Origin of the sequence: Paracoccus jeotgali (assembly GCF_002865605.1) — a bacterium.
Classification (GTDB): Bacteria; Pseudomonadota; Alphaproteobacteria; order Rhodobacterales; family Rhodobacteraceae; genus Paracoccus; species Paracoccus jeotgali.
Genome location: NZ_CP025583.1, coordinates 605,589 through 631,570 on the forward strand (window position 1 = coordinate 605,589; position 25,982 = coordinate 631,570).

The 25,982-nt window shown below is 68.2% G+C and carries 22 protein-coding genes and 2 tRNA genes; 15 read left to right on the forward strand and 9 right to left on the reverse strand.

Annotation, left to right across the window (positions count from 1 at the left end; genetic code table 11):
- The first annotated feature begins 145 nt into the window (after window positions 1–145).
- Window positions 146–1,429, forward strand: a complete 1,284-nt coding sequence (locus CYR75_RS03075; protein WP_192876676.1) for an O-acetylhomoserine aminocarboxypropyltransferase/cysteine synthase family protein — start codon at window positions 146–148, stop codon at window positions 1,427–1,429.
- A 73-nt stretch (window positions 1,430–1,502) separates the two neighbouring features.
- Here the strand turns inward: CYR75_RS03075 and CYR75_RS03080 are convergent, their stop codons facing one another.
- Window positions 1,503–2,822 (reverse strand): SIMPL domain-containing protein, encoded by a 1,320-nt coding sequence (locus tag CYR75_RS03080; RefSeq protein ID WP_101498800.1) that lies wholly within the window; start codon window positions 2,820–2,822, stop codon window positions 1,503–1,505.
- Between the two features lie 82 nt (window positions 2,823–2,904).
- Here CYR75_RS03080 and CYR75_RS15940 point away from each other — a divergent pair, with 82 nt between their 5' ends.
- Both CYR75_RS15940 and CYR75_RS03095 read left to right on the forward strand, forming a co-directional pair.
- The gene (locus CYR75_RS15940) at window positions 2,905–6,504 is read left to right on the forward strand and encodes a hypothetical protein (RefSeq protein ID WP_158644561.1); all 3,600 of its coding nucleotides are present in this window, start codon (window positions 2,905–2,907) and stop codon (window positions 6,502–6,504) included.
- Between the two features lie 6 nt (window positions 6,505–6,510).
- Window positions 6,511–8,403: a monovalent cation:proton antiporter-2 (CPA2) family protein gene (locus CYR75_RS03095; protein WP_101498802.1), complete on the forward strand. Its 1,893-nt coding sequence runs from the start codon at window positions 6,511–6,513 to the stop codon at window positions 8,401–8,403.
- 72 nt (window positions 8,404–8,475) lie between these two features.
- Here CYR75_RS03095 and CYR75_RS03100 read toward each other — a convergent pair whose 3' ends face one another.
- The 4 genes from CYR75_RS03100 to CYR75_RS03115 all read right to left on the reverse strand — a co-directional run bounded on the left by CYR75_RS03100 (window position 8,476) and on the right by CYR75_RS03115 (window position 11,385).
- Window positions 8,476–8,985, reverse strand: coding sequence for a CarD family transcriptional regulator (locus CYR75_RS03100; protein ID WP_101498803.1), 510 nt, complete (start codon window positions 8,983–8,985; stop codon window positions 8,476–8,478).
- Between the two features lie 336 nt (window positions 8,986–9,321).
- On the reverse strand, window positions 9,322–9,660 hold the full coding sequence (gene fdxA, locus CYR75_RS03105; protein ID WP_101500835.1) for a ferredoxin FdxA: 339 nt from the start codon (window positions 9,658–9,660) through the stop codon (window positions 9,322–9,324).
- A 91-nt stretch (window positions 9,661–9,751) separates the two neighbouring features.
- Window positions 9,752–10,618: a lysophospholipid acyltransferase family protein gene (locus tag CYR75_RS03110; protein WP_101498804.1), complete on the reverse strand. Its 867-nt coding sequence runs from the start codon at window positions 10,616–10,618 to the stop codon at window positions 9,752–9,754.
- Entirely contained in the window at window positions 10,600–11,385 is a 786-nt protein-coding gene (locus CYR75_RS03115; protein ID WP_101498805.1) for a GNAT family N-acetyltransferase, read from the reverse strand. The genes CYR75_RS03110 and CYR75_RS03115 overlap by 19 nt, the downstream gene beginning before the upstream one ends.
- A 197-nt stretch (window positions 11,386–11,582) precedes the next feature.
- Here CYR75_RS03115 and CYR75_RS03120 point away from each other — a divergent pair, with 197 nt between their 5' ends.
- Window positions 11,583–12,245, forward strand: coding sequence for a histidine phosphotransferase family protein (locus tag CYR75_RS03120; protein WP_225972815.1), 663 nt, complete (start codon window positions 11,583–11,585; stop codon window positions 12,243–12,245).
- Window positions 12,246–12,293: 48 nt separating this feature from the next.
- On the opposite strand, the gene CYR75_RS03125 is transcribed toward CYR75_RS03120, so the two are convergent.
- Both CYR75_RS03125 and CYR75_RS03130 read right to left on the reverse strand, forming a co-directional pair.
- Window positions 12,294–13,571 (reverse strand): glutamate-5-semialdehyde dehydrogenase, encoded by a 1,278-nt coding sequence (locus CYR75_RS03125; RefSeq protein ID WP_101498806.1) that lies wholly within the window; start codon window positions 13,569–13,571, stop codon window positions 12,294–12,296.
- A gap of 25 nt (window positions 13,572–13,596) precedes the next feature.
- A complete protein-coding gene (locus tag CYR75_RS03130; RefSeq protein ID WP_101498807.1) occupies window positions 13,597–14,796 on the reverse strand; it encodes a phosphoglycerate kinase in 1,200 nt (399 codons plus the stop codon).
- Between the two features lie 152 nt (window positions 14,797–14,948).
- Here CYR75_RS03130 and CYR75_RS03135 point away from each other — a divergent pair, with 152 nt between their 5' ends.
- The 4 genes from CYR75_RS03135 to CYR75_RS03150 all read left to right on the forward strand — a co-directional run bounded on the left by CYR75_RS03135 (window position 14,949) and on the right by CYR75_RS03150 (window position 17,135).
- Window positions 14,949–15,455 carry a peptidylprolyl isomerase gene (locus CYR75_RS03135; RefSeq protein ID WP_101498808.1) on the forward strand — a complete coding sequence of 169 codons (507 nt, stop codon included), beginning with the start codon at window positions 14,949–14,951 and terminating at the stop codon, window positions 15,453–15,455.
- The gene (locus CYR75_RS03140; protein ID WP_101498809.1) at window positions 15,448–16,041 is read left to right on the forward strand and encodes a peptidylprolyl isomerase; all 594 of its coding nucleotides are present in this window, start codon (window positions 15,448–15,450) and stop codon (window positions 16,039–16,041) included. Before CYR75_RS03135 ends, CYR75_RS03140 begins: the two co-directional genes overlap by 8 nt.
- A gap of 79 nt (window positions 16,042–16,120) precedes the next feature.
- Window positions 16,121–16,579 carry a YaiI/YqxD family protein gene (locus tag CYR75_RS03145; RefSeq protein WP_101498810.1) on the forward strand — a complete coding sequence of 153 codons (459 nt, stop codon included), beginning with the start codon at window positions 16,121–16,123 and terminating at the stop codon, window positions 16,577–16,579.
- Between the two features lie 67 nt (window positions 16,580–16,646).
- Window positions 16,647–17,135 carry a hypothetical protein gene (locus CYR75_RS03150; protein ID WP_158644562.1) on the forward strand — a complete coding sequence of 163 codons (489 nt, stop codon included), beginning with the start codon at window positions 16,647–16,649 and terminating at the stop codon, window positions 17,133–17,135.
- Window positions 17,136–17,252: 117 nt separating this feature from the next.
- Here the strand turns inward: CYR75_RS03150 and tyrS are convergent, their stop codons facing one another.
- Window positions 17,253–18,491 (reverse strand): tyrosine--tRNA ligase, encoded by a 1,239-nt coding sequence (gene tyrS, locus CYR75_RS03155; protein ID WP_101498812.1) that lies wholly within the window; start codon window positions 18,489–18,491, stop codon window positions 17,253–17,255.
- A gap of 57 nt (window positions 18,492–18,548) precedes the next feature.
- Between tyrS and CYR75_RS03160 the strand changes: the two genes are divergently transcribed.
- From CYR75_RS03160 to CYR75_RS03190, 7 genes are all read left to right on the forward strand, one after another.
- A complete protein-coding gene (locus CYR75_RS03160; protein WP_225972816.1) occupies window positions 18,549–19,661 on the forward strand; it encodes an anhydro-N-acetylmuramic acid kinase in 1,113 nt (370 codons plus the stop codon).
- 115 nt (window positions 19,662–19,776) lie between these two features.
- Window positions 19,777–19,853: transfer RNA gene (locus CYR75_RS03165), tRNA-Asp, on the forward strand.
- A 23-nt stretch (window positions 19,854–19,876) separates the two neighbouring features.
- Window positions 19,877–19,953, forward strand: a tRNA-Asp gene (locus CYR75_RS03170).
- Between the two features lie 140 nt (window positions 19,954–20,093).
- The gene (locus CYR75_RS03175) at window positions 20,094–21,023 is read left to right on the forward strand and encodes a class I fructose-bisphosphate aldolase (protein ID WP_101498813.1); all 930 of its coding nucleotides are present in this window, start codon (window positions 20,094–20,096) and stop codon (window positions 21,021–21,023) included.
- 198 nt (window positions 21,024–21,221) lie between these two features.
- Window positions 21,222–22,481, forward strand: a complete 1,260-nt coding sequence (locus CYR75_RS03180; protein ID WP_101498814.1) for an aspartate kinase — start codon at window positions 21,222–21,224, stop codon at window positions 22,479–22,481.
- A 29-nt stretch (window positions 22,482–22,510) separates the two neighbouring features.
- The gene (gene ptsP, locus CYR75_RS03185; protein WP_101498815.1) at window positions 22,511–24,754 is read left to right on the forward strand and encodes a phosphoenolpyruvate--protein phosphotransferase; all 2,244 of its coding nucleotides are present in this window, start codon (window positions 22,511–22,513) and stop codon (window positions 24,752–24,754) included.
- Window positions 24,755–24,828: 74 nt separating this feature from the next.
- Entirely contained in the window at window positions 24,829–25,527 is a 699-nt protein-coding gene (locus CYR75_RS03190) for a fumarylacetoacetate hydrolase family protein (RefSeq protein WP_101498816.1), read from the forward strand.
- Between the two features lie 11 nt (window positions 25,528–25,538).
- Here the strand turns inward: CYR75_RS03190 and CYR75_RS03195 are convergent, their stop codons facing one another.
- Complete coding sequence (locus tag CYR75_RS03195; protein ID WP_101498817.1) at window positions 25,539–25,964, reverse strand: DUF1178 family protein; 426 nt, start codon at window positions 25,962–25,964, stop codon at window positions 25,539–25,541.
- Window positions 25,965–25,982: the final 18 nt, after the last annotated feature.

The following is a 25,982-nucleotide window of genomic DNA, read 5'->3' on the forward strand; positions in this document are numbered from 1 at the left end:
TTCTTAGCCCTGGCCGCTGCGCTTGGAAAGCCGAGGCCGGTGGCGGCCCGCGCCGCTGTGGCAATCGGGCCAGCCGGGGGCGGTTGGGCGTTGCACCCGCGCCGATCGCGCGTAAGCTGCGCCCGCAAAGACAGAGAGGAACATCATGACCGACCAGTTGGGCTTCGATACCCGCGCCGTCCACGCCGGCACCCCCGCCGATCCCGCCACCGGGGCGCGGCAGGTGCCGATCTATCAGACGACCGCCTATGTATTTCGCGACGCCGAACACGCCGCCAACCTGTTCGCGTTGAAAGAGGTGGGCTTCATCTATTCGCGGCTGACCAACCCCACGGTGGGCGCACTGCAGGCCCGCATCGCGGATCTGGAAGGCGGGGCCGGGGCGGTCTGCTGCTCGTCCGGCCATGCCGCGCAGATCCTCGCGCTGTTTCCGCTAATGGGTCCGGGGCTGAACATCGTCGCGTCAAACCGGCTCTATGGCGGCACGATCACCCAGTTCAGCCAGAGCATCAAGCGCTTTGGCTGGGGCTGCAAATTCGTCGATCTGGACGATCCCGAGGCGGTCAAGGCGGCCATCGACGACGACACCCGCGCGATCTTCTGCGAGTCGATCTCGAACCCCGCCGGCTATCCGACCGACATTCCGGCCATCGCCGCCATCGCCGACGCGGCAGGGATTCCGCTGATCGTGGACAACACGCTGGCCACCCCTTATCTGTGCCGCCCGATCGAGATGGGGGCGACGCTGGTCGTCCACAGCCTGACCAAATACATGACCGGCAACGGCACCGTGACCGGCGGCGTGGTCGTGGACAGCGGGCGCTTCGACTGGTCGGCCTCGGACAAGTTCCCGTCGCTGTCGGCGCCAGAGCCGGCCTATCACGGGCTGCAGTTCCACAAGGCGTTGGGGCCCATGGCCTTTACCTTCCACGGCATCGCCATCGGTCTGCGCGACCTGGGCATGACCATGAACCCGCAAGGCGCGCATTACACGCTGATGGGGATCGAGACGCTGGCCCTGCGGATGCCCCGCCATGTCGAGAACGCCCAGAAGGTCGCCGAGTGGCTGGAGGCCGATCCCCGCGTGACCTCGGTCAGCCATTCCGGGCTGGCCTCGTCGCCCTGGCATGACCGCGCCAAGCGGCTGTATCCCAAGGGCGTGGGCGGGCTGTTCACCTTCTCGCTGAAGGGGGGCTATGACGCGGCGGTGAAGCTGGTCGGGAACCTCAAGCTGTTCAGCCATGTCGCCAATCTGGGCGATGCGCGCTCGCTGGTGATCCATTCCGCCTCGACCACCCACAGCCAGCTGAGCGACGAGCAGAAGATCGCCTCGGGTGCCGGGCCGGATGTGGTGCGGCTGTCCATCGGCGTCGAGGATGCGGACGATCTGATCGCCGATCTCGATCAGGCGCTGAGCGCGGCGAGCTGACGTCGCACGCGGAGTAAAACAAACCCCCGGCATCGCTGCCGGGGGTTTTTCATTTCGCTCTGGATCGCAGCTATCAGTTCGCAGGCGCGACCGGGTTGCTGGCCGAAGGCGCATCCGCATCGCTCGCCGCATCGCCGCTGTCCGCTTCCGGAGTCTCGGGCTGAGCGTCCTGCGCCGCGGCGTCGCTCGGCGCGTCCGCCATTCCAGGAGGGGTATCCGACGCGGGAGTATCCGTCGCAGGCGCATCCGCCGCAGGCGCATCCGCAGCCGGCGCATCCGCCGCCGGAGTGGTCGCAGCGGGCGCAGCCTCGGCCGCAGACGTGTCAGCCCCCGGCGCTGCCTCACCCGCCGGTGCCGGCGTGATCACAGGCGCTTTCGCGTCAGGCTGCGCGGTGTCGGCGGGCTTGGCCTCATCCATCGCGCTCGCCGGCTGATCCTGTCCGGCCGGGGCATCGCCCGTCATCCCGGCAGAGGGGATGGGAGAGACCGGCATTTCAGTCGGCGCAACCCCGCCCTTCGGCCCCGGCTGGCCCGGCTTGCGCATGTTCTTGCCGCGCCAATGCGGCATGGCGCAGTCGCCGCCCGACAGCGCAAAGGTCACCTCGACATCGGCGGTGAATGCCACCTCGCCGCCCTCGACCGGGATGCTCTTGTTCTCGGCCCCGGCATCCATCGCCCGCATCATCACCGGCGCCGGGGGCGCCATGCTGTTGTCCGGCTCGCCCATCCGCAGGATCGGGCCAAGCTGCACCCCGGCGGCCTCGGCCATCACGCTGGCGCGGTGGGTGGCGTTGGTCACGGCGCGGGTCAGCGCCTCATCCTCGGTCGATTGCGAATCGTCGCGGATGAAGCGGATGCCCTGCATCTCGTTCGCGCCCGCGCCGACAATGCTGTCCAGCACCTCGCCGGCGCGCGCGATATCCGTCACCCGCACCGTCAGCAGGTTCTGCGCCATATAGCCGTTGATGCTGGGCGCGGTCCCGTCCTCGGGGTAGTTCATCATCGGGTTCAGGGTCAGGCCCTGGGTCTGGATGTCATCCTCGCCGATGCCGGCCTGCTTCAGCGTGTCGATCACCGCCGTCTGGCGTTCCGAGTTCGCGCGCATCGCCTCGGCCGCGGTCGGCGCCTCGGTCGTGACGCCCAGCGAGATCATCAGCTGGTCGGGTGCCACACGGGATTCGCCGTGGCCGCTGATGGTCAGCATGCCGGGCTGGCTGCACCCCATCATCTTGTGGTGCTTGCCCTGGCCCGGCATGGCAAGCGCGGGCGAGGTCAGCAGCATGGCGCAGGCGCCACCGGCAAGCAGTCGGCGGATGATCGGTGAGGTCTGGGCTGGCATGAGGTTCTCCGTTTCAAGCTCGCCGCCCAACGCGGGGGCGGTGGAATTGTTCATTCACAACCTTGCGTGTTCTTCCAATGCGAGCCGGTTCAGGCTATTCAGAACAAAACAACGCCCGCCGAACAAGGCAGAGCCAATGAACGAGCAGACGACACATGTGGCTTCGCCGCGCGAGCCCGATTTTGCCCTCGGCTTCCTGCCGGACGGGGTCCAGCTTTTGCGTCACGAGAAAGGCGTCTGGGTCGAGCTTGGCCGGGCCGCCTTCGACGCCGATCTGCGCGGCAGCCTGGGCGATTTCGTGCAGCGCCTGCGCCGGGCCGACGCCCGCGCGCTGGCGCTGGTGATCCCCGACGACCAGATCCTGTACACGACGCTGGATCTGCCGGTGGCCGCGAACACGCAGGACGCGCTGGAAAAGGGTCTGGACGGGCTGACGCCCTACCGGGTCGAGGATCTGGCCTATGACTTCGCTCCCGGCGAGGCCGCGCCGGGCACGCGGGTGCGGATCGCTGCCGTGGCGCGGCAGACCCTGCAAGAGGCCGAGGATTTCGCCGTCCGCCACGGCTTCGCGCCCGAGCGGTTCCTGGCCATCCCGCAGCCCGAGCAGTTCCCCCGCGCCCCCGATTTCGGCGGCACCGACCTGGCCGCCGCCTGGGATCAGGCCGCCGCGATCACGCAGGCGGAGGTGGAGGCGGGCGCTGCCGCAGAGGCAGAGCCTGCGCCTGTGCCACCCACGGCCCCGGCGAATTCAGAGGCAGCTTCTGCGTCCGCATCCGCGGCAGGACCGGCGGCAGCCTTGGCGACTGCGCCTGCCGCAGAGGCAAAGGCGGACGCTGACCCCGTTGCCGAGGGGCAGTCTGAGGCGACCCCAGCATCATTTTCCGCCACAGAGCCCACAGCGCAGGAAGCCGCCGCCGCGACTGCAGGGGCGGCAGCCTCTGACGCGACCCCTGAAGCTGTATCAGCGGCAGCGCCTGCGGTTGCGGAACAGCCGGGGCCGGCTTCTGCCTCTGCATCCTCCCCAGATGGCGCGTCTGTGCCCGCGGCCAAAGCAGCGACCAGGGCAAGCTCGGCGCCCGCAGCAGCGGCAGAGCCGGAGGCATCCCATGCGCCGGTCGCAGCGCCAGATCGTGCCGCCACCCCGGTGCATGGAGCCTCGGATTTGCCTGCAGCGCCCGCGACACGTGGAGCGGTGGCGAAGCCTGAGCCGCCCTCGGCGCCCGCCGCCGCCACCACGCCCCTAGCCACGGCAACCGCCATTTCGGCGCCCGCAGCAGCGGCAGCGCCATCGATCAGCCGCATCTCGCGCCATCACCACTCCGTCGCGGCAGCAGAGAAACCACCCACGGCTCCCATGCCCGAGCTGGTCAACGCCGGCTCGATCGTCCTGCCGGGCGACGCCCCTGCACCTCGACCTCACACCCCGCCTGAACCCGCACCGGCGGCATCTCCGGAACCGGAGGTCGCCATGGCTCAGGAAAAGCCGCTGCCTAGCCGTGCTCAGCATTTCCACGAGCGTGTCGAGGCCGCCCGCAAGACCCGTCCGCTGGGCGCCGCACCGGCGCGGACAGCGCCTGCACGTCCGGGGCGGGCGGGGCTGGGCGCGGCGCTGCCGATGGTCGGGCTGCTGATCCTCGGGCTGGGGATCGCGGCGGTGATGATCCGAGAGCCGTCGCAAGACGCGGCGGCGCCAGTCGCGCAGATCGCTCCGCAGTCTGCGGCCCCGGTAGCCGAAGCACCCGAAACCGCTACTGCCCCCGCGCCGGTCCAGTTCACGCCTGCGACACAGACAGCCGTCAACGCGTCGCCGGTTCCGGCCGCGCCTCGGGCGCAGACGCCGGCACCGCAACCCGCCGGAACAGCGACGCCTGAGACACAGAGCGCGACCACCAACACGACGCCGTCCGTGGTCCGGACAGCGACCAGCGCGCCTGCTGGCACCGTCATCCCGGCACCGCCTGTGGCACCCAACGCACCGGCGGCAACCGCCCCGGACGCGCCTGCACCCCAGCCCGCGATCCGCACCACCAGCGAGGTTGCTGCCGCGCCGCCCGCCGTGCTGCCCCCTGCGGCTGCGGTCAATTCGGCAGTGCGTCTGATCGCGCCCAGCCTGTCGCGAACGGCGCAGACACCGACCGCGACAGCTGCGCCCGAAGCGACGGGCGAAAGCGCCGCCACCGCCTCGACCGCGACCTCCGAGCCAGCCTCCGCCGCGGCACCGCCGCCGCGTCCGGCCGAGATCACGGCGGCCGACACGGCAGCCCCGGCTGCGACCACAGCCGCTACGCGTCCGAAGTCGCGCCCGGCGAGCCTGACCCGCAGCACGCCTGCGGCGACAACGGTCAGCGAAGCACCAGCCCCGGCGACCGCACCCCGTCCGGCCAGCCGGGCCGCCGAGACAGCGGCCCCGGCAAGCGCTGCCCCTGCCTCGACCGCCGCCCGTAGCCCGGGCGCGCCTGACAGCGCGACGCTGCGCCGTTCGGCCCGGCCGCAGACCGCGCCGCCGCGCAGCGCCCCGGCGCGCGCCTCGGCCGTGCCCGATCCGCGCCCGGCGGTTCCGCGCAGCCCGCAGCCTTACGAGAACCGCAGTCAGCCCGAGCCGTCGGGCACGCGCCCGCCGCCGAAGCCCTCTGCCGCGCTCATCTTGCCTTCGGGCCGGCCCGATATCCGCTTCAGCCTGTTCACACAGCAGGGTCATGCGGCCATGCTGGCACGGCTGCAGACGCCGCTGACGCCGCATCACGTCCAGACCCTGCCGCAGATCCGGCTGGCGCAGGCGCGGCCCTCGCGCAGGCCCACGCAGACCGACGACGCGGTGAGCAGCGCGGTGGCCGAGGCCGTAGCAACCTCGCGTCCGGCCGCGCGGGCCTCGACCGCCGCGCCGGCAGCGGCAGGGACACCGGCGGCGACCCCGCAGACCGCGCCCACGGGGCCCTTGCGCCGCTCGGCCCTGCCGCTGGCGCGGCCCTCGGGGCTGGCGGGAGCGTCTGGCGCCAGTACGGCAGGAATGAGCCCCGCCACCTCGGCCGCGGTCGAGGCCGCCATCGCCTCGGCCGTCAGCAGTTCCGCAGCGGTGCCGGGGCAGGTCGCGCTGACGCCGTTGCGGACCTCGGCCCGGCCGCTGCGCCGCTCTGGCGCGCCGGCCGCCTCGCCGGAGGCCCCACCGCCTGCCGCCACCGCCAGCACCGCAGCGCCCGAAGGCACGCTTGCCCCCGAACCGCAGGCGGGCCCGTCCAAGCAGGATGCCGAGGCCGCCGCGCTGGCCGAGCGCCGCCGCCTGGACGAGGAATTGCAGCGTCAGGCCGAGCAGCGCGCCCGCAGCCGCGCCAGCGCCGACGCGCAGGCCGAGGCGCAGGCCAAGGCCGCCGCCGAGGCCCGCGCCCGCGCCCAGGCCGAGGCCGAAGCCGCCGCCGCCGCCCGCAAGCGCCAGACCTACCGCCCCCCCGAGATCGACGAAGAGCCAGAGCTTGCCGCCAACAGCGGCGGAGCCGCCGCAGGCGCGGCGGCGGCCAATGCGACCATCAAGGGCATCGACCTGAACGCGACGCAACTGATCGGCACCGTGGGCGCGGGCAAGGCAAGCCGTGGGCTGGTCCGGCTGCGCAACGGCAAGATCGTCACCGTCCGTCTGGGCGACAAGATCAATGGCGGCAACATCACCTCGATCGGGAATGGCGGGCTGCAATATTCCAAGGGCGGCCGCGCCTACTCGCTTCCGATCCTGAACGGGCGCTAGCGGCGCATGTCCGATTTTCTGCTCGTCGCGACAGTCTTCCTGTTCACGATGATCGTCGCCGTGCCGCTGTCGACGCGGATGGGGCTGGGGTCGGTGCTGGGCTATCTGATGGCCGGAATCGTCATCGGCCCGGTCCTCGGCGTGGCCGGGCGCGAGATGAACGACCTGCAGCATTTCGCCGAGTTCGGCGTGGTGATGATGCTGTTCATCATCGGGCTCGAGCTTGAACCGAGGGCGCTGTGGGGGATGCGCAAGCGGCTGATCGGGCTGGGCGGGGTGCAGATCCTTGGCACCACGGGGCTGATCTTTGGCCTGGTCATGGCGGCGGGGCAGGAATGGCAGGTGGCGCTGGCGCTGGGGATGATCCTGTCGGTCAGTTCGACCGCGATCGTGCTGCAGACGCTGTCGGAAAAGAACCTGATGCGCTTTCGCGGCGGGCGCGATGCTTTCGCTGTGCTGCTGACGCAGGATATCGCGGTCATCCCGATGCTGGCGCTGATGCCGCTGCTGGCGCGCTCGCCGGGGCAGGCGGCGGCGGGCGAGGATTCGGTGGGCGATGCCTTCATGTCGCAATTGCCGGGCTGGGCGGCGGCGCTGGTTATCGTGGCGGCCATCGCGACGGTGATCCTGATCGGCATGTATGCGATCCGGCCGCTGTTCCGCTTTGTCCACAGCGCGCGGCTGCGCGAGATGAACACCATCATGGCGCTGTTTATCGTCGTGGGCATCGCCTCGCTGATGAGCTTTGTCGGCCTGTCGCCCGCGCTCGGGACCTTTCTCGCCGGGGTGATGCTAGCCGGGTCCGAGTTCCGGCACGAGCTGGAAAGCCAGATCGAGCCGTTCAAGGGGCTGCTGCTGGGGCTGTTCTTCATCACCGTCGGCGCGAGCATGGATTTCGGGCTGTTCGCCGAGATGCCGGGGCTGGTCATTGCCGCGACTCTGACGCTGATCCTTGCCAAGGCGGGGGTGCTGCACCTGATCGCGCGCTTTGTCGGGATGGCGCCGCGCGACCGGTCGCTGTTCACGCTGTCCTTGGCGCAGGCGGGTGAGTTCGGGTTCGTGCTGATCTCGTATTCGGTGGCGCTGAACGTGCTGCCGGACCGGCTGGCGCAGGGGTTCCTGCTGGTCATCGCCATGTCGATGCTGGCCACGCCGCTGCTGTTCATCGCCAATGACGCGATCTCGCGCCGGCTGGCCGAGGCATCGGCCGAGAATCTGGACCGGATCGAGCCGATCAACGAGGATCGCCCCGTCATCATCGCGGGCATCGGGCGGTTCGGGCAGGTGGTCAACCGGCTGGTGACCTATGCCGGGCTGAAGACCACGATCCTCGACCACGATCTGAAGCTGATCCAGACCATGCGCCGCTTTGGCTTTCAAGGCTATTTTGGCGATCCGACCCGGCCCGAGATCCTGTCGGCGGCCGGCATCGACAAGGCGCAGATCATCGTCGCCGCGATGGACAGCCCCGACAGCAACGTCAAGCTGGTCAAGTTCGCCCGCGAAAAACGCCCCGATATCAAAATCATCGCCCGCGCCCATGACCGCTTTACCGTCTATCGGCTATATGCGGCAGGGGCCGATCACATCGTCCGCGAGATGTTCGATTCCAGCCTGAGGGTCGGGCGCTATGTTCTTGAAAACGCAGGATTTTCGGAATACGAGGCGCATGAGGCCGAGGCGATCTTCTACAAGATCGACCGGGCCAGCCTGCGCGATCTGGCGCAGCTGTGGAATCCCGACATCCCGACCGAGCAGAACGAGGCCTATAACGCCCGCACCCGCCAGATCAACCAGCAGCTCGAGGCGGCGCTGACCGAACGATTTGCCCACGGACCCGCCGCCGGGCCGATCAAGCCCGATGAGGAGATCGAGCCGGAAGACCTGCTGGACAATTAGGCCGGGGCGGCACGAGCGGACAAAAAAAGGGCCGCATCGCTGCGGCCCCTGTTCACCAGTTCCCGAGAGGGATCAGGCGGCGCGGGCCACCAGCACCTCATCGACCTTTTTCTGCGCGCCAGCAGCGTCGATGCCACCCACGGCGGCCACTTCGCGGGTCAGGCGGTCAAGCGCGGCTTCGTAAAGCTGACGCTCGGAATAGGATTGCTCGCGCTGATCGTCGCTGCGGTGCAGGTCGCGCACGACCTCGGCAATCGCCAGCAGATCGCCCGAGTTGATCTTTTGTTCATATTCCTGCGCGCGGCGCGACCACATGGCGCGCTTGACGCGGGCCTTGCCTTTCAGCGTCGTCAGCGCCTGTTCGACCAGATCGGGGCTGGCCAGTCCGCGCATGCCGATCTCGGTGGCGCGGGCGGTGGGGACACGCAGCGTCATCTTGTCCTTCTCGAACGAGATGACAAACATTTCCAGCTTCATGCCGGCGACTTCCTGCTCGTCGATCGATACGATCTTGCCGACGCCATGCGCCGGGTAGACAACGAAATCATCGGGACGAAATTCGGACTTCTTGGCCTTGGGCATTCCAGTTCCTTCCATACGACACCCTCGGCTGCCTGGGGGCGGTGGCACAAAAGACCTTCCGGCGGGGAACGACCCCTTCCGCAGGTCCGGCTTTCAGTGCTGACATGCCATCGGGCAGACGATGGTCTTCCTTTTCTTCAAGGCGAGAGAGGGCGCTCGCCCGGATGTTGATGCCGGAAGCATACCACAAAAACGGGTCTGAAAGAAGGGTTCTGGTGGAGCAGCGGAAAGAGCGGCTAAGAAGCCGTAAAACCGAACCAGATCAACCGACTGGCGCCGCATCCTCGATTCGCCGGGGCCGCCCACTGGCGGCCACCCGACAGAATCGCTATGGCGTCAATCGCCCTCGCCGGGGTTCGGGCTGAAGTATTTTTCCAGCTTGCCAGGCACGCCGTCCATTTCCTCATGGCCGGGCATGGGGTCTTTCTTGCGCGTGATGACCGGCCATTGTTCGGCGTATTTCCGGTTCATCTCGACCCAGGGCTCCATTTCCGGTTCGGTATCCGGGCGGATCGCGTCGGCGGGGCATTCCGGCTCGCAGACGCCGCAATCGATGCATTCGTCCGGGTGGATGACGAGCGTGTTCTCACCCTCATAGAAACAGTCGACCGGGCACACCTCGACGCAATCGGTATATTTGCACATGATGCAATTGTCGGTAACGATATAGGTCATGCTCGTGGTTCCCTGGCCGTCGCCCTTCACCTAGACCCCAAGCCCTCGGCTTTCAACCCGTCTTGCGCCGGTTTTGCTGGCTGCGACGGCGTCACGCAGCGGCAAAACCCTGCCGGACCGCCGCTTCTGCCTGCCGCGACAGGGACTTGCGGTCATGCCCCGCGACCGGGATCGGCGGGTGCAGCGTCACCTGCGCCCGACCCTGACGCGGGGCGGACAGCACGCTGAGCAGATGCGGGCCAAGCGCCATGTCGCCCCACCAGCCGTAAAAGCGGGGATCGGCGCCGGCGGGCGCGTGATAGCGCAGCGTGACCGGCTGGATGGCAAGGCCCTGCGGCATGTCGGGCGCCAGAAAGCCCTGAAACAGCGTCGGGCGAAAGGGCAGGACGCGCTGCCCGTCGGACGAGGTGCCCTCGGGGAAGAACAGCAGGCGGTGGCCGGCGCGGGTGCGGGCGGCGAACTGGGCCGCCTGTTCGCGGGCCAGGCGGGGGTCGCGGGCCACGAAATGCGTGTCGGTGACGCGGGTCAGGATGTTGATGCCGGGCCATGACGCGACCTCGGACTTGGCGACGAAGAACACCGGCATGGCGGCGTTCAGCACCAGAATGTCCAGCCAGCTGGCGTGATTGGCGACCACCGCGCCCGGCCCGCGCATGGGCTGGCCGAACCGGCGCCAGCGAAGGCCGATGACGAACAGCACGGCGCGGCAGACGGCCTGGACAAAGGGGCCGGTGACCGGGCGGCGCAGCCCGGTGAAGGGCCGCTCGATCAGGCGCAGCAGCATCAGCAGCGGCACGCCCAACCCCAGCACCAACACCGCCGGCACCCCCCGCCGCACGACGCGCAGCCAGCCAGGCACCGTGACCGGCGGCAGGTCCGGCGGCGGCGCGCCCTGCCATGTCGGCCCCGCCGCAGCCTGCGGCCCCGCCGCGGCGCGGCTCAGCTCTTGGTCTGCCATCGCGCGGTGTAGAACTTGCGGTGCCGCTCCGACATGGCGACGGTATCCATCAGCATCAGCACATCGGTGGTGTTGAAGGGGCGGTCCAGAAACGCGCCCTCGCCGACCTGCCCGCCAAGACGCAGATAGGCCTTGATGATCGCCGGCATGGCCAGCATTGCCGCGCGCCGGTCCAGATCCTCCGGCGGCAGCAGGTCCATCCGCTGATAGCCCGCTTCCAGCGCCACCGGGCGCAGTTCCGGCGGGGCGAGGTGGTGGTGGTGCAGCCAGGACAGCGGTTGCGCCAGCGGCGCGGGGTCGGTGCCGTGGAACGAGGCGACGCCGAATAGGATCTCGACCCCGCGCGACAGCACATATTCCGACAGCGCGTTCCACATCACGAAAACGCCCGCGCCGCCGCGATAATCGGGCAGCACGCAGGACCGCCCCAGTTCCAGCAGCGACCGGCCGGTGGCCTTCAGCCGCGTCAGGTCATATTCGCTGTCGCAATAGAAGCGCCCGAAATCGGCCGCGCGGTCGCCGGGCAGCAGGCGATAGACGCCGACGACATGGTCCAGCGTCGCCTCGTCCCGGCGGCGGTCGATCAGCACCAGATGATCGACGATGGCGTCGAACTCGTCACGTTCCAGCCGCGCCTGATGGTCGACCATGACGCCGTCGCCGCCCAGCTCTTCGACAAAGACGCGATAGCGCAGGCGCTGCGCGCCCAGCAGATCGGCCTGGGTCTTGGCCAGCCGCACGTCGAAAAAGCTTGTGTCTGGGGTCATGAACCTGCCTGTGGCGAAACCTGCCGCCTGTCTATGGGAAGGCGGGACCGCAATGCAACTGGGCGGGCGGGATTGGGGCGGACGCGGGAAGGCGAATTGACTCTCGCTAAAGTTGTAATCATCCTGACACGGCTGCAACGCGCGATTCCGCGCCTCGCGCAAGCCGAGCTTTGGCCCAACGAACGAAAGGCCCCGCCATGACCCAACACACCGCCGCCGAGTTCATGCCCGACACCCATGCGCCCCCGACCGAGCTTGCGGCACGGATCGGCGCGCTCGTCGGCTCGCGGCTGTGTCACGACCTGATCTCGCCCTTGGGCGCGATCGGGAACGGGGTCGAGCTGCTGCAGATGGCCGGGCAATGGCCGGGGCTGCAGGCCAGCCCCGAAATGGCGCTGATCGGCGACGCGCTGACAGCGGCGCGGGGGCGGATCACGCTGTTTCGCGTGGCCTTCGGGGCGAGTTCCGGCGCGCAGCGGATGAGCCAGGCCGAACTGCTGGCGCTGCTGGACGACATGCAGCGGGCAGGGCGGCTGCGGATCGTGCTGGACGCGCCCGGCGATCACGGAAGGGGCGAGGTCAAGCTGCTGATCCTGGCGCTGATGTGTCTGGAAACGACGATGCCATGGGGCGCAAGGGTGCAGATCCGCCAGCAGGGCGCCGACTGGACCCTGACCGCGCAGGCCGAGCGGGCGCGGCCCGACACGGCGCTGTGGGGCTGGCTGGACGCGCCGCAGGCCGGGCTGCCGACGCCGCCTGCGGCCGAGGTGCATTTCCCGCTGCTGGGGCTGACGGCGGCCGAGATGTCGCGCCGGGTCAGGTGGCAGTTGAGCGAGACCGGGGCCGAGATCGGGTTCTGAAAGGCGTCCGGCGCGTGCTGAAGCGCGCCCTAGCCCTCGGGCCGCCGATCAGTCCCGGATCGCGCCGTCGCCGGTGACGATGTATTTGAAGCTGGTCAGCTGTTCCGCCCCGACCGGGCCGCGGGCGTGCATCTTGCCAGTGGCGATGCCGATTTCCGCACCCATGCCGAACTCGCCGCCATCGGCGAACTGGGTCGAGGCGTTGCGCATCAGGATCGCGCTGTCGAGCCGCTGAAAGAACCGTGCGGCGGTGTCGTCATTTTCGGTCAGAATCGATTCGGTGTGGCCGGACCCAAAGCGCCTGATATGGGCGATGGCCTCATCGACACCGTCGACCAGTTTCGTGGCAATGATGCTGTCCAGAAACTCGCGTCCGAAATCGTCGGGCTGGGCCGGGACGGTGCCGGGGATCTGGGCCAGCGCGCCCTCGGCCCGGACCTCGACACCGGCATTTAGCAGCGCACGCAGCAGAAGATCGCCGTGGCGGTCGTAGAAGGCGCGGTCGATCAGCAGACATTCCGCCGCGCCGCAGATCCCGGTCCGGCGGGTCTTGGCGTTCAGCACCACCCGCAGCGCCTTTTGCGGATCGGCGTCGGCGTCGGCATAGACATGGCAGACGCCTTCCAGATGGGCAAAGACCGGCACGCGAGCCTCGGACTGCACGAGACCGACGAGCCCCTTGCCGCCGCGCGGGATGATGACGTCGATCAGCCCTTGCGCGCGCAGCATCGCCGCGACCACGGCACGGTCGCGGCTGGTGACAAGCTGGATCGCGGCCTCTGGCAACTGGGCCTGACGCAGACCTTGCACCATGCAGGCATGGATCGCGCCAGAGGACTGGATCGAATCGGACCCGCCGCGCAGGATCACCGCATTGCCCGATTTCAGCGCCAGCGCACCGGCATCGGCGGTGACGTTTGGGCGGCTTTCATAGATCACGCCCAGCACGCCAAGCGGCGTCGCCACGCGCTGGATATGCAGCCCGTTGGGCCGGTCCCACTCGGCCAGCACGCGGCCCACGGGGTCGGGCTGCTGGGCGATGGCGCGCAGGCTGTCCGCGATACCGCGCAGACGCTCGGGCGTCAGGCGCAGCCGGTCGATCATCGCGGGCGACATCTGACGATCCTCGGCGCGGGCCAGATCGGCGGCGTTCGCGGTCAGGATTTTTTCCTGATCGGCGTGCATGGCCTCGGCTGCGGCCAGCAGGGCGTCGCGTTTGCTTTCGGCGGTGGCGCAGGCCAGTTCGGCCGCGGCCGCGCGGGCGGCATGGGCCATGTCCTCGATCAGCGTCCGTGCGGCATCCTCGCCGGTGGTCTGTTCGTCCATATCCGCCGCGCCTTTCATGCCAGCCTTAGCGCCGCGCGTCCGTCAGCGCGGCCACGCCGGGCAGGTCCTTGCCCTCCATCCATTCCAGAAACGCGCCGCCGGCGGTCGAGATGAAGGTGAATTGATCGGCCACCCCCGCCTTGTTCAGCGCCGCGACCGTATCGCCGCCACCGGCGACGGACACGAGGTTCCCGTCCGCCGTCAGCCGCGCGGCTTCCTGCGCGGCGGCGTTGGTGGCCGCGTCGAAGGGCGCGATCTCGAAGGCGCCGAGCGGGCCGTTCCAGATCAGCGTCCGGCAGGTGGCAAAGACATCGGTGATCGCCTGCACCGTGGCGGGGCCGGCATCCAGGATCATCGCGTCCTCGGGACAGGAATCGACCGGCACGGTCTGCGCCTCGGCGCCAGCCTTGAACTCTTTGGCGACGACGATATCGACCGGCAGGTGGATGGTGCAGCCGGCCTCGGTCGAATCGGCCAGGATCTGGCTGGCGGTTTCGGTCATCGCCGGTTCGGCCAGCGACTTGCCGATGCCGATGCCCTGCGCCAGCAGGAAGGTGTTGGCCATGGCGCCGCCGATCACCAGATGGTCGACCTTGTCGATCAGGTTCGACAGCAGCTCGATCTTGGTCGAGACCTTGGCGCCGCCGACCACCGCCACGACGGGCCGCTGCGGCTCGCCCAGGGCCGCGTTCAGCGCCTTCAGCTCGGCCTCCATCAGCTTGCCGGCGGCCGAGGGGAGCAGCCGCGCCAGCCCCTCGGTCGAGGCATGGGCCCGGTGCGAGGCCGAAAACGCGTCGTTCACATAGACCTCGGCCAGCGCCGCGAGCGAGGCGGCAAAGGTCGGATCGTTCTTCTCCTCGCCCTCATAAAACCGCGTGTTTTCAAGCAGGACGATATCGCCTGCCTCCATCCCCGCGACGGCGCGTTTTGCCGGGCCGCCGATCGCCTCTTCGGCGAAGATGACCTTCTGACCCAGTGCCGCCTCGAGCGCGGGCACGATCTGGCGCAGCGACATCGCCTCGACCCGCTGGCCTTTGGGGCGGTCGAAATGCGCCAGCAGGATCGGCTTGCCGCCCGCTTCCTGAATGGCGCGGATGGTCGGCACGATCTTGTCGATCCGCGTCGTATCGGTGACGGCGCCATTTTCGGTCGGGACGTTCAGATCGACGCGGGTCAGGACGCGCTTGCCGTCGATGTCCAGATCCTCGATGCGGTTGAATTTCATGGCGGCCTCTGCATGCGGTAATTGCCGCGGTTTTGGGCTATCCTCAACCGATCGTCAATCCGCGTGAGCAGGGCTCTGGCGGCTTCGTGCGTTGCCACCCGCCTGCCGAGGGATTAGCTGTAGCCCCGACCGACACACCACAGGAGATCCGCATGGCCGAGATCAAGGACCCCGAAAACACCATCATCATCGAGCTGAAGGACGGCCCCGTCACCATCGAGCTGCTGCCCGATGTGGCCCCCAAACATGCCGAGCGGATGAAGGAACTGGCCCGCGCCGGCGCCTATGACAACGTCGCCTTCCACCGCGTCATCGAAGGTTTCATGGCCCAGACCGGCGATGTCGAACATGGCAACATGGAAAAGGACTATAACCCCCGCCGCGCCGGGACCGGCGGCTCGGACAAGCCGGACCTGCCGGCCGAGTTTTCCAAGCTGCCCCATGATCGCGGGACGCTGGGTGCGGCGCGCAGCCAGAACCCGGACAGCGCGAACAGCCAGTTCTTCATCAATTTCGGCGACAACCATTTCCTGAACGGGCAATACACCGTCTATGGCCGCGTCATCGACGGGATGGAGCATGTCGACAAGATCGCCCGCGGCGAGCCGCCGGCCAATCCCGACCGCATGATCTCGGTCAAGGTGGCTGCCGATGCGTAAGCTGCTGCTGATCCCCGCCGCGCTTCTGGCCGCGACCGCCGCCCATGCCGAGGGTCTGCCCGGCGTCACCGACGGCCCCGGCCCCAATCTGGTGATCGAGGTCGCCGACGCCTCGGGCGCGCCCAAGGGCACGATCACGCTGGATCTCTATGCCGACAAGGCGCCGAACCATGTCGAGCGTCTGGTGATGCTGGCCAAGCAGGGCGCCTATGACGGGGTGGTGTTCCACCGCGTGATCGACGGCTTCATGGCCCAGACCGGCGACGTCCAGTACGGCAAGCAGGGCGGCGACACCGCCATGGCCGGCATGGGCGGGTCCGACATGCCCGACCTGAAGGCCGAGTTCAGCGACGTCTCGTTCCAGCAGGGCACCGTCGGCATGGCGCGTTCGCAAAGCCCGGACAGCGCCAACAGCCAGTTCTTCATCGACCTCGCGCCCGCGACCTTTCTGGACGGACAATACACCGTCGTCGGACAGCTTGTGGATGGCTGGGACGTGCTGAACGCGATCAAAAAGGGCGACGCCGCCGCCAATGGCGCAGTCACCCAACCCGACTACATGGCCAAGGTCAGCGTGGTCGAGTGATCCTCGCGCAGTCGAAATCCAAGGCCCCGGCATGTCGTCGGGGCCTTTTTCCGTTCCCGTCCCGATCACAGGTCCGCCCATGACGACGCTTTACATCGACGCCGATGCCTGCCCGGTCAAGGCCGAGGCCGAACGCGTGGTGACCCGGCTAGGGGTGCCGATGATCCTGGTCTGCAATGGCGGGTTGCGCCTGCCGCAGAACCCGCTGCTGTCGCTGGTCATCGTACCCGAAGGCCCGGACGCCGCGGATCAGTGGATCGCGGATCGCTGCGGGACGGGCGATGTGGTGGTGACGACCGACCTGCCGCTCGCCGATCGCTGCATCAAGGCCGGGGCGGTGGTGGTCAAGCCCGATGGCGAGGTGTTGGACGCGACCAATATCGGCCCCCGGCTCGCGACGCGCGATCTGATGCAGGACATCCGTTCCGCCAACCCGTTCCATCAGGGCGGCGGCGCGGGCTTCTCGCGCGCCGACCGCGCCCGGTTTCTGCAATCGCTGGACCGGGTGCTGGTGGCGGCGAAAAGGACCGCCGGCTGATTTCCGTTAGCGGATTGTTCAACCTTCTCTGCCATTCTGGCCGCAACAGCAGCCTGTTGTGTGGAGAATGGCGTTGAGATGGATTTTTGAAGGGTTGTTCAGCTTTTTCTGGCCGAGGCGCCGCATTTTCGCGGTGCTGGTCCTGACCTTGCTGATTTTCGCCTATCTGGCACCCTTGGGCGTCGAGCAGAAGGGATTTTGGACGCGGTCATGGCTGACCGTCACCGGCATCATCGGCTCGGGCGCGCTCGCGGGCGGGATCGCGGGCTGGCTGATCGGCGGGATCGGCATCGCGGCGCTCGGCTCGGCGGTGGGCATCCCCGCGCTCGCGGTCGCGGCGTTCGGTGGTTTGGTGGGCGGTGCGCTTTTCGGCGGCGTCGGGTCCGGGCTGATGCTGATTCTGCAGAACCCGGACCATTTCACCTATAATTTCACCTTGCTCGCGGTGCTGCTTGTGGCCTCGGCGCTGATCGCCAACGCCGTGGTCGGTATGCTGTCGAAACTGCCTCTGTGGCGGAACCGAGGTGGCGACAGGTCGGGGCCGAGTGGGGTGTAGGGCCGGGCGGGGCAGGGACGGGCCGGGGTGGACGAGCCGACCGCCGGTGCACCTTCGGTCAATCCGCCCGCCAGTCCGCCCGGTGCCGGTTACTCGACCCGCCCACGTCCTGACGTCCTAGACCGAACGCAGCATCAGGTGTTTCTTCTTCCCGACCGAGACCTTCAGCCCCTCGCCCACCGTCGCCAGATCGACCTGCATCTGCGGATCGCTGACCGGCTCGTTGTTCAGCCGCAGCCCGCCTTCGGCAATCAGGCGCTTGGCCTCCTTGCCCGAGGCGGTGATGCCGGTCTGGGCCAGCAGCTGGACCACCGACACCGGCAACTGCGCCGCCTCGATGGTCACGGTCTGCAGATCGCCACCGGCGCCGCCCTGCTCGAAGACCTCGCGCGCGGTGGCCTCGGCCGAGGCGGCGGCCTCGGCCCCGTGCAGCAGCGTCGTCACTTCATTGGCGAGGCGGACCTTGGCGGCGTTGATCTCGGACCCCGACAGCGCACCAAGGCGGTCGCATTCGTCGACCGGCAGCTCGGTATACAGCTTCAGGAAGCGCCCGACATCGGCATCGGTGGTGTTGCGCCAGAACTGCCAGAACTCGTAAGGCGACAGCATCGCCGGGTTCAGCCAGGTCGCGCCGCCCGCCGATTTGCCCATCTTGCGCCCGTCGCTGGTGGTCAGCAGCGGCGTCGTCAGCCCCCAGACCTCGACATCCAGCACCCGGCGGGTCAGGTCGATCCCGTTGACGATGTTGCCCCACTGGTCCGAGCCGCCCATCTGCAGCGTGCAGCCGTGCCGCTGGTAAAGCTCCATAAAGTCATAGGCTTGCAGGATCATATAGTTGAATTCGAGAAAGCTCAGCGACTGCTCGCGATCCAGCCGCGACTTGACCGATTCGAAGGACAGCATCCGGTTGACGCTGAAATGCCGGCCGACATCGCGCAGGAAATCCAGATAATTCAGCCCGTCCAGCCAGTCGGCATTGTTCAGCATCAAGGCGCCGCCGTCGCCGTAATTCAGGTAGCGCGCGAAGACCTTGCCCATGCCGTCGATATTGGCGCGGATCTGGTCCGGCCCCAGCAGCGGGCGTTCGTCCGAGCGAAAGGACGGGTCGCCCACCTTGGTCGTGCCGCCGCCCATCAGCGTCACCGGGCGGTTGCCGGTTTTCTGGAACCAGCGCAGCAGCATGATGTTCAGCAGATGCCCGACATGCAGGCTGGCTGCGGTCGCGTCATAGCCGATATACGCCGTCACCGGCCCCTTAATCAGCGCCTCGTCAAGCGCGGTCAGATCGGTGCAGTCGGCCAGAAAGCCGCGCTCGATGATGATGCGCAGAAAGTCGGATTTGGGGGTCGGAGCCATGGCTGTTTTCCTTTCGATGCGCCGGATATAACGGCGCGGAACGGGAAAGGAAATGCCATGCAGGACGGGATGATCCGGGCCTTGGGGATGATGTCGGGCACCTCGCTGGACGGGGTCGATGCGGCCCTGATCGAGACCGATGGCGAGCGCATTGCGGGCCTTGGCGCCAGCGCCTATCGCGCCTATGATCCGGCCGAGGCCGAGCTGCTGCACGACGCCTTGGGCCGCTGGCCCGGCGAGACGGGCGTGGCCGAGGCGGCGGAGCTGTCGGTGCGCGCCCATGCCGCGCTTGCCGCGGAATTTCCGCAGGCTCAGGTGATCGGCTATCACGGCCAGACGCTGGCCCATGATCCGGGCGGGCGCGGGACGCATCAGGCGGGCAGCGGCGCGGCGCTGGCGCGGCTGACGCGGCGGCGCGTGGTCTGGGATTTTCGGACCGAGGATGTGCGTCAGGGCGGGCAGGGCGCGCCGCTCGCGCCGTTCTTTCACTGGGCGCTGGCCGATTGGGCGCGGCGGAACGGCGCGCTGTCGGAGGCGCCGGTGGTGTTTCTGAACCTCGGCGGGGTCGGCAACCTGACCTGGGTCGATCCGGAGGCCAAGGGGCCGCTGGACGGCTGCCTTGCCTTTGACACCGGCCCGGCCAACGCGCCGATCAACGATCTGATGCGCGCGCGGGGTCTGGGCGGGCATGACGAGGGCGGCAGGCTGGCCGCCGCAGGCAACGCGGATCCGGACATCGTGGCGAAGTTTCTGCGCCACCCGTATTTCGCGCGCCGGCCGCCGAAATCGCTGGACCGCGACGCTTTCGCGCGGTTGGGCCATGACGTCGCCGCGCTGTCCGACCGTGACGCCGCGGCAACGCTGGTGGCGGCGCTGGCGGGATCGGTGGCGGCGGGCCTCGCGCATCTGCCTGCCATGCCCGGCCGCGTGCTGGTCTGCGGCGGTGGGCGACATAATGGGGCGATCATGCAGGCGCTGGCACAGGCGCTGCCCTGCGCCGTCGATCCGGTCGAGGCGGTGGGGCTGGACGGCGACATGCTCGAGGCGCAGGCCTTCGGCTGGCTGGCGGTGCGGGTGCTGCGTGGGCTGCCGACCTCGGGGCCACGGACGACCGGCGCGCCGGGGCCGGTCTGCGGCGGCCGGATCTCGACGCCCCTTCGCGCGGGCTGATCCGGGCCTTTGCGCGCCGCCGACCGAATTTTCGGTTTTCATGCTTGACGCGCCCGGCGCTGCCGCGTAAATCCCCGCTACCCCGGCGGGCGACACGGTCGGGGTTGGTGAGCATGCGGTTGTAGCTCAGTTGGTTAGAGTACCGGCCTGTCACGCCGGGGGTCGCGGGTTCGAGTCCCGTCAACCGCGCCACCACCATTCGCCCGACATGATGCGCGGTTGTAGCTCAGTTGGTTAGAGTACCGGCCTGTCACGCCGGGGGTCGCGGGTTCGAGTCCCGTCAACCGCGCCATCATTTCCCCCCCTTTTCTCCGCTTCGCCCCGTGCTTTCACCCAAGCTGTCGTCTGGCGGCACGCTGTTAGCGCAACCCTCGTTGCCTGCCCCGTGGCGTCTGCTAAGACCCCGCGCAGACATCATTACTGGGGGACGCCATGAAGGCCACGAATACCGTCAAGAAAATCCTGTCGCATTACGAAGGCGACAACCCCGGCGTCAAAGGCAATCTGTGCCGGATGCTGATGACCGGCAAGCTGGGCGGCACCGGCAAGATGATCATCCTGCCCGTCGATCAGGGCTTTGAACACGGCCCGGCCCGCAGCTTTGCGCCCAATCCCGCCGGCTATGACCCCCATTACCACTATCGGCTGGCCATCGACGCCGGGCTGAACGCCTATGCCGCGCCGCTGGGGATGCTGGAAGCGGGCGCCGACACCTTCGCCGGCCAGATCCCGACGATTCTCAAGATGAACTCGGCCAACAGCCTCATGTCGGACACGGCGGGCAAGAATCAGGCGGTGACGGCCTCGGTCACGGATGCGCTGCGGCTGGGGGCCTCGGCCATCGGCTTCACCATCTATCCGGGCTCGGACATGGCGCTCGACATGTTCGAAGAGATCAGCGACCTGCGCGCGCAGGCCGCCAGCGTCGGCATCCCGACCGTGATCTGGTCCTATCCGCGCGGCGAGGCGATCACCAAGGACGGCGAGACCGCCATCGATATCGCCGCCTATGCCGCCCAGATCGCGGCGCTGCTGGGGGCGCATATCATCAAGATCAAGCTGTCCACCGACCATCTGGAAAACAAGGACGCCAAGACGGTCTACGAGGCCCAGAACATCGACGTCTCGACCCAGGCCAAGCGCGTGCAGCACTGCATGGACGCGGCCTTTGGCGGGCGCCGGATCGTGGTCTTTTCGGGCGGGGCGGCCAAGGGCGCCGATGCCGTCTATGACGACGCCCGCGCGATCCGCGACGGCGGCGGCAACGGCTCGATCATCGGCCGCAACAGCTTCCAGCGATCGCGCGAGGATGCGCTGGCGATGCTGGGCAAGCTGGTCGAGATCTATCGCGGCCGCGAGTAAGCCGCGCCCCGATCTTCGAACTGCAAGGGCCGCCTGTCACCGGGCGGCCTTTTTCGTCGGCAGGGGCGGGGTCAGCCGTCGCGACGCACCCGCTGCAGCCGATAGCGATTTTGCCGCTGCGGCCTTGCGCCCGCCTCGGCGCGGCCCTAGAAGATGCGCGTTTTGAAGGCCCTGCGCAGAGCGCGAAGGAGGGACCACATGCCCCTGCTGGTGATGAAATTCGGCGGCACCTCGGTGGCCGATCTCGACCGCATCCGCAACGCCGCCGGCAAGGTCCGGCGCGAGGTGGAGCGCGGCTATGACGTGATCGTCATCGTCAGCGCCATGTCCGGCAAGACCAACGAACTGGTCGGCTGGGTCGAAGCGACCTCGCCCCTGTTCGACGCGCGCGAATATGACGCGGTGGTCAGCAGCGGCGAGAATGTGACCGCCGGGCTGATGGCGCTGACCCTGCAGGAAATGGGCATCCCGGCGCGGTCCTGGCAGGGCTGGCAGGTGCCGATTCACACCACCTCGGTCCACTCCGCCGCGCGTTTCGTCGAGATCCCGCGCACCAATCTGGACCAGAAATTCAGCGAAGGCTTTCGCGTCGCCGTGGTCGCGGGCTTTCAGGGCATCGCGCCGGACGGACGCATCACCACGCTGGGCCGGGGCGGGTCGGACACCACCGCCGTGGCCTTTGCCGCGACCTTCGGCGCCGAGCGTTGCGATATCTATACCGACGTCGACGGCGTCTACACGACCGATCCGCGCATCACCTCGAAGGCGCGCAAGCTGGACCGGATCGCCTTTGAGGAGATGCTTGAACTGTCGAGTCTGGGCGCCAAGGTGCTGCAGACCCGTTCGGTCGAGCTGGCAATGCGTTACAAGGTCCGGCTGCGGGTGCTGTCGTCCTTCGGGGACACCGACGAGACCTCTGGCACTCTGGTCTGCGATGAGGATGAAATCATGGAATCAAAAGTCGTTTCTGGCGTTGCCTTCTCGCGTGACGAGGCCAAGCTGACCCTGATCACGGTCGAGGACCGGCCCGGCATCTCGGCGGCGATCTTTGCGCCCTTGGCCGATGGCGGGGTGAATGTCGACATGATCGTGCAGAACATCTCGGAAAAGGATTACGAGCATCACCTCGGCTCGGTCACCGACATGACCTTTTCCTGCCCGATCAATCAGGTCGAGCGGGCGAAAAAGGCGATGGAGGATGCGCGCAAGGCCGGCCAGATCAATTACGAGGAACTGGTCGTCGACACCGACGTGGCCAAGGTCAGCGTCGTCGGCATCGGGATGCGGTCCCATGCCGGGGTCGCGGCGCGCATGTTCCGGGCGCTGGCGGATGAGAACATCAACATCAAGGTGATCTCGACATCCGAGATCAAGATCTCGGTGCTGATCGACCGCAAATATCTGGAGCTTGCCGTCCAGGCGCTTCATGATGCCTTTGATCTGGGCGAGCCGGCATAGGGTCGCGCCGCCAACGGCAGTGGGGGGCCATGCCGCATCGCAAGGACAGTGATTCGCGCAAGCTGCTTCGGCGATTGCGCGACATTCTGGCGGCGCCGGGCGCAAGCCAGGACCGGCTGGATCAGATCACCCGGCACATCGCTGATTCGATGGGGGCCGAGGTCTGCTCGGTCTATCTGTTTCGCGATCCCGAGACGCTGGAACTCTGCGCCACGCAGGGTCTGCGGCCCGACGCGGTCCACAAGACACGGCTGCGGCTGGGCGAGGGGCTGGTCGGGCGCGTGGCGCGGTCGGGCCGGCCGGTGAACACCGCCAATGCCCCGGCCGAGCGCGGCTTCCGCTTCATGCCCGAAACCGGGGAAGAGGTGTTTTCGTCCTTCCTCGGCGTGCCGATCCAGCGGGTGGGCGAAAAGGTTGGCGTGCTGGTCGTGCAATCCCGCGAGGCGCGCCAGTTCACCGAAGACGATGTTTACGGACTGGAAGTCGTCGCGATGGTTCTGGCCGAGATGGCCGAACTGGGCGCGTTTCTGGGCAATGCCGATGACCGAATGCCGCTGGCGCATCGCTTTCCGGGCCTGTTCCGCGGCACCGGCGCGCAGGAAGGCGCGGCCGAGGGGCGCGTCTGGCTGCACGAATCGCGGGTGGTGATCTCGAATCCCGTCGGCGACGATCCGGAACGCGAACGCGCCCGGCTGAACGAAGGCGTGGCGCTGCTGCGCGAAAAGGTCGACCGGATGCTGTCCGACAGCGACGTCGATGCCGCCGGCGATCATGTCGAGGTGCTGGAGGCCTATCGGCTGTTCGCTCATTCGCGGTCCTGGCTGAAGCGGATGGAGGAGGATATCGACCTTGGCCTGTCCGCCGAGGCGGCGGTCGAAAAGGAACAGTCGCAGGCCCGCGCAAGGCTGGAAAAGGCCGCCGACCCCTATCTGCGCGACCGGCTGCACGATCTGGACGATCTGTCCAACCGACTGCTGCGCATCCTGACCGGGCAGGGCAAGGATACCGGCGCCGAGATGCCGGAAAACCCCATCCTCGTCGCCCGCAATATCGGCCCCGCCGACCTGCTGGATTACGGCCGCAAGCTGAAGGGCGTGGTCCTGGAAGAGGGCAGCGTCGGCAGCCATGCGACCATCGTGGCCCGCGCGCTGGCGATCCCGCTGGTCGTCCATGCCGCCCGCATCACCACCGAGGCGCTGAACGGCGACGCGATCCTGATCGACGGCGATGCCGGCATCGTCCATCTGCGCCCCGAGGAAAGCGTCGCCAACGCCTTCCGCGACAAGATCGCCATGCAGGCCGAGGCGCAGAAACGCTATGCCGGCCTGCGCGACCTGCCGGCGATCACCCGTTGCGGCACGCTGATGTCGCTGTCGATGAATGCCGGTCTGATGGCGGACCTGCCGAGCATGGAAAGCAGCGGGGCCGAGGGCGTGGGCCTGTTCCGGACCGAGCTGCAATTCCTGACCCGCCCCAACGTCCCGCGCCGGTCTGAACTCGCCGCGCTCTATACCGGGGTCATGGACGCGGCCAAGGGGCGGCCGGTGGTGTTCCGCACCCTCGATATCGGGTCGGACAAGGTGCTGCCCTATATGAAGCCGCAGGACGAGCCGAACCCCGCGATGGGCTGGCGCGCGATCCGCGTCGGGCTGGACAAGCGCGGCATCCTGCGGATGCAGTTGCAGGCGCTGATCCGCGCCGCCGTGGGGCGGCCGCTGCACATCATGTTCCCCTTCATCGCCGAGCCGTCGGAATTCGTCGCCGCGCACCGGATGCTGATGGACGAGGTCGCGCGCGAGCAGCGGTTGGGGCATGGCCTGCCCAGTGACCTGCGCGTCGGCACCATGCTGGAGACGCCCTCGCTGGTCTTTGCGCCGGTCAGCTTCTTCCGGTCCTGCGATTTCGTCTCGATCGGGGGCAACGATCTCAAGCAGTTCTTCTTTGCCGCCGACCGCGAGAACGAACGCGTCCGCCGCCGCTATGACACCCTCAGCGAGCCGTTCCTGGCGCTGCTGGAAGAGGTGATCGGGCGCTGCGAGGCGGCCGATGTGCCGCTGTCCTTCTGCGGCGAGGATGCCGGCCGCCCGGTCGAGGCGCTGACCTTTGCCGCCCTGGGCATCAAGCGGCTGTCGATGCGTCCGGCCTCGGTCGGGCCGGTCAAGCATCTGATCAGGCGCACGGATCTGCGCGATCTGCGGGTGCGGATCAATGATGCCCGGCAAAAGGGCCAGCCGGTGCGCCGCGCCGTCACCGAGTATCTGGCGCAGCTTTGATCGGGGCGCTACCCTCGCCTGCGTGATCCGCGGGCGACCCGTTCCGCCCGACCCCGAACCAGCGAGGCAGACCCATGACCGAAACCCTGTTCCCTTCGCCCGCCTGGCCGGTCCTGCCGGTCGAGGGCCAGACCGGCAGCTATCCCGTCCACCGCATCTTCTGCGTGGGGCGCAACTATGCCGCCCATGCCGCCGAGATGGGGGCCGAGGTGACGCGCGATCAGCCGATGTTCTTCACCAAATCCGCGCTCGCATTCCTGCCCTCGGGCCGGCACAGCGCCTATCCGCCCGGCACCAGCGATTATCATTTCGAGGTCGAGCTCTGCGTGATGCTGGGCCAGCCGCTGTTTCAGGCCGATGAGGCCACGGCGGCGGCGGCGGTCTATGGCTATGCCGTGGGTCTGGACATGACGCGCCGCGATCTGCAGGCCCGCGCCAAGGACGCGCGCCAGCCCTGGGACATGGCCAAGGATGTCGAGGAATCCGCCGTCATCGCCGCCGTGACCCCGGCCGCGCAGTTCGGCGGGCTGGACGGCAAGCGCATCCGGCTGTTGCAGAACGGTGAGGTGCGGCAGGACTCGGCGCTGTCCGACATGGTCTGGTCGGTGCCGGAACTGCTGTCGCGGCTGTCGGGGCTGTATCACCTGGCCCCCGGCGACGTGTTGATGACCGGCACGCCCGCAGGTGTCGGCCCGGTGGCCGTGGGCGACCGTCTGGTGGGCGAGGTCGATGGGCTGGCGCCGGTCAGCGTGACCTATACCGACCCGGAATAGGCGCGTCCCGCCTAGTTCTGGCGGCGTTTGGGGATAAAGGGCAGGGGCGCGATGGGCACGCCCTCTTGCAGCAGGGCGGCGGCCTCGGCGGGCTTGGCCTCGCCGTGGATGGCGCGGGCCTCGCTGCGGCCCTCATGCATGGCGCGGGCCTCATCGACAAAGCGCAGACCGACATAATCGGAATTGGCCTCGATTTCCTTGCGCAGACGTTCCAGCGGCGACGGTTGATCCGGGCTCAGCGGGGTGTCGGCCACGCTGCCCTTGTCGCTGCGCGCCACGCTGACATTCGGTGCCATCAGCGCCCGGTCGATCTGCGTCGTCCCGCAGATGCTGCAGGCGATCAGCCCGGCATCGCGCTGCGCCTCGAACCCGGCGGCAGAGGGGAACCAGCCGTCGAAGCGATGCCCTTCGGCGCAGTTGAGGTCATAGTGAATCACGCCATCGTCCTTTCGCCG

Excerpts from the sequence above, each read along its gene's own strand:
- CYR75_RS03075 (WP_192876676.1), top strand. The coding sequence starts at position 146 with ATGACCGACCAGTTGGGCTTCGATACCCGCGCCGTCCACGCCGGCACC.
- CYR75_RS03080 (WP_101498800.1), bottom strand. The coding sequence starts at position 2,822 with ATGAACAATTCCACCGCCCCCGCGTTGGGCGGCGAGCTTGAAACGGAG.
- CYR75_RS15940 (WP_158644561.1), top strand. The coding sequence starts at position 2,905 with ATGAACGAGCAGACGACACATGTGGCTTCGCCGCGCGAGCCCGATTTT.
- CYR75_RS03095 (WP_101498802.1), top strand. The coding sequence starts at position 6,511 with ATGTCCGATTTTCTGCTCGTCGCGACAGTCTTCCTGTTCACGATGATC.
- CYR75_RS03100 (WP_101498803.1), bottom strand. The coding sequence starts at position 8,985 with ATGCCCAAGGCCAAGAAGTCCGAATTTCGTCCCGATGATTTCGTTGTC.
- fdxA (WP_101500835.1), bottom strand. The coding sequence starts at position 9,660 with ATGACCTATATCGTTACCGACAATTGCATCATGTGCAAATATACCGAT.
- CYR75_RS03110 (WP_101498804.1), bottom strand. The coding sequence starts at position 10,618 with ATGGCAGACCAAGAGCTGAGCCGCGCCGCGGCGGGGCCGCAGGCTGCG.
- CYR75_RS03115 (WP_101498805.1), bottom strand. The coding sequence starts at position 11,385 with ATGACCCCAGACACAAGCTTTTTCGACGTGCGGCTGGCCAAGACCCAG.
- CYR75_RS03120 (WP_225972815.1), top strand. The coding sequence starts at position 11,583 with ATGACCCAACACACCGCCGCCGAGTTCATGCCCGACACCCATGCGCCC.
- CYR75_RS03125 (WP_101498806.1), bottom strand. The coding sequence starts at position 13,571 with ATGGACGAACAGACCACCGGCGAGGATGCCGCACGGACGCTGATCGAG.
- CYR75_RS03130 (WP_101498807.1), bottom strand. The coding sequence starts at position 14,796 with ATGAAATTCAACCGCATCGAGGATCTGGACATCGACGGCAAGCGCGTC.
- CYR75_RS03135 (WP_101498808.1), top strand. The coding sequence starts at position 14,949 with ATGGCCGAGATCAAGGACCCCGAAAACACCATCATCATCGAGCTGAAG.
- CYR75_RS03140 (WP_101498809.1), top strand. The coding sequence starts at position 15,448 with ATGCGTAAGCTGCTGCTGATCCCCGCCGCGCTTCTGGCCGCGACCGCC.
- CYR75_RS03145 (WP_101498810.1), top strand. The coding sequence starts at position 16,121 with ATGACGACGCTTTACATCGACGCCGATGCCTGCCCGGTCAAGGCCGAG.
- CYR75_RS03150 (WP_158644562.1), top strand. The coding sequence starts at position 16,647 with ATGGCGTTGAGATGGATTTTTGAAGGGTTGTTCAGCTTTTTCTGGCCG.
- tyrS (WP_101498812.1), bottom strand. The coding sequence starts at position 18,491 with ATGGCTCCGACCCCCAAATCCGACTTTCTGCGCATCATCATCGAGCGC.
- CYR75_RS03160 (WP_225972816.1), top strand. The coding sequence starts at position 18,549 with ATGCAGGACGGGATGATCCGGGCCTTGGGGATGATGTCGGGCACCTCG.
- CYR75_RS03175 (WP_101498813.1), top strand. The coding sequence starts at position 20,094 with ATGAAGGCCACGAATACCGTCAAGAAAATCCTGTCGCATTACGAAGGC.
- CYR75_RS03180 (WP_101498814.1), top strand. The coding sequence starts at position 21,222 with ATGCCCCTGCTGGTGATGAAATTCGGCGGCACCTCGGTGGCCGATCTC.
- ptsP (WP_101498815.1), top strand. The coding sequence starts at position 22,511 with ATGCCGCATCGCAAGGACAGTGATTCGCGCAAGCTGCTTCGGCGATTG.
- CYR75_RS03190 (WP_101498816.1), top strand. The coding sequence starts at position 24,829 with ATGACCGAAACCCTGTTCCCTTCGCCCGCCTGGCCGGTCCTGCCGGTC.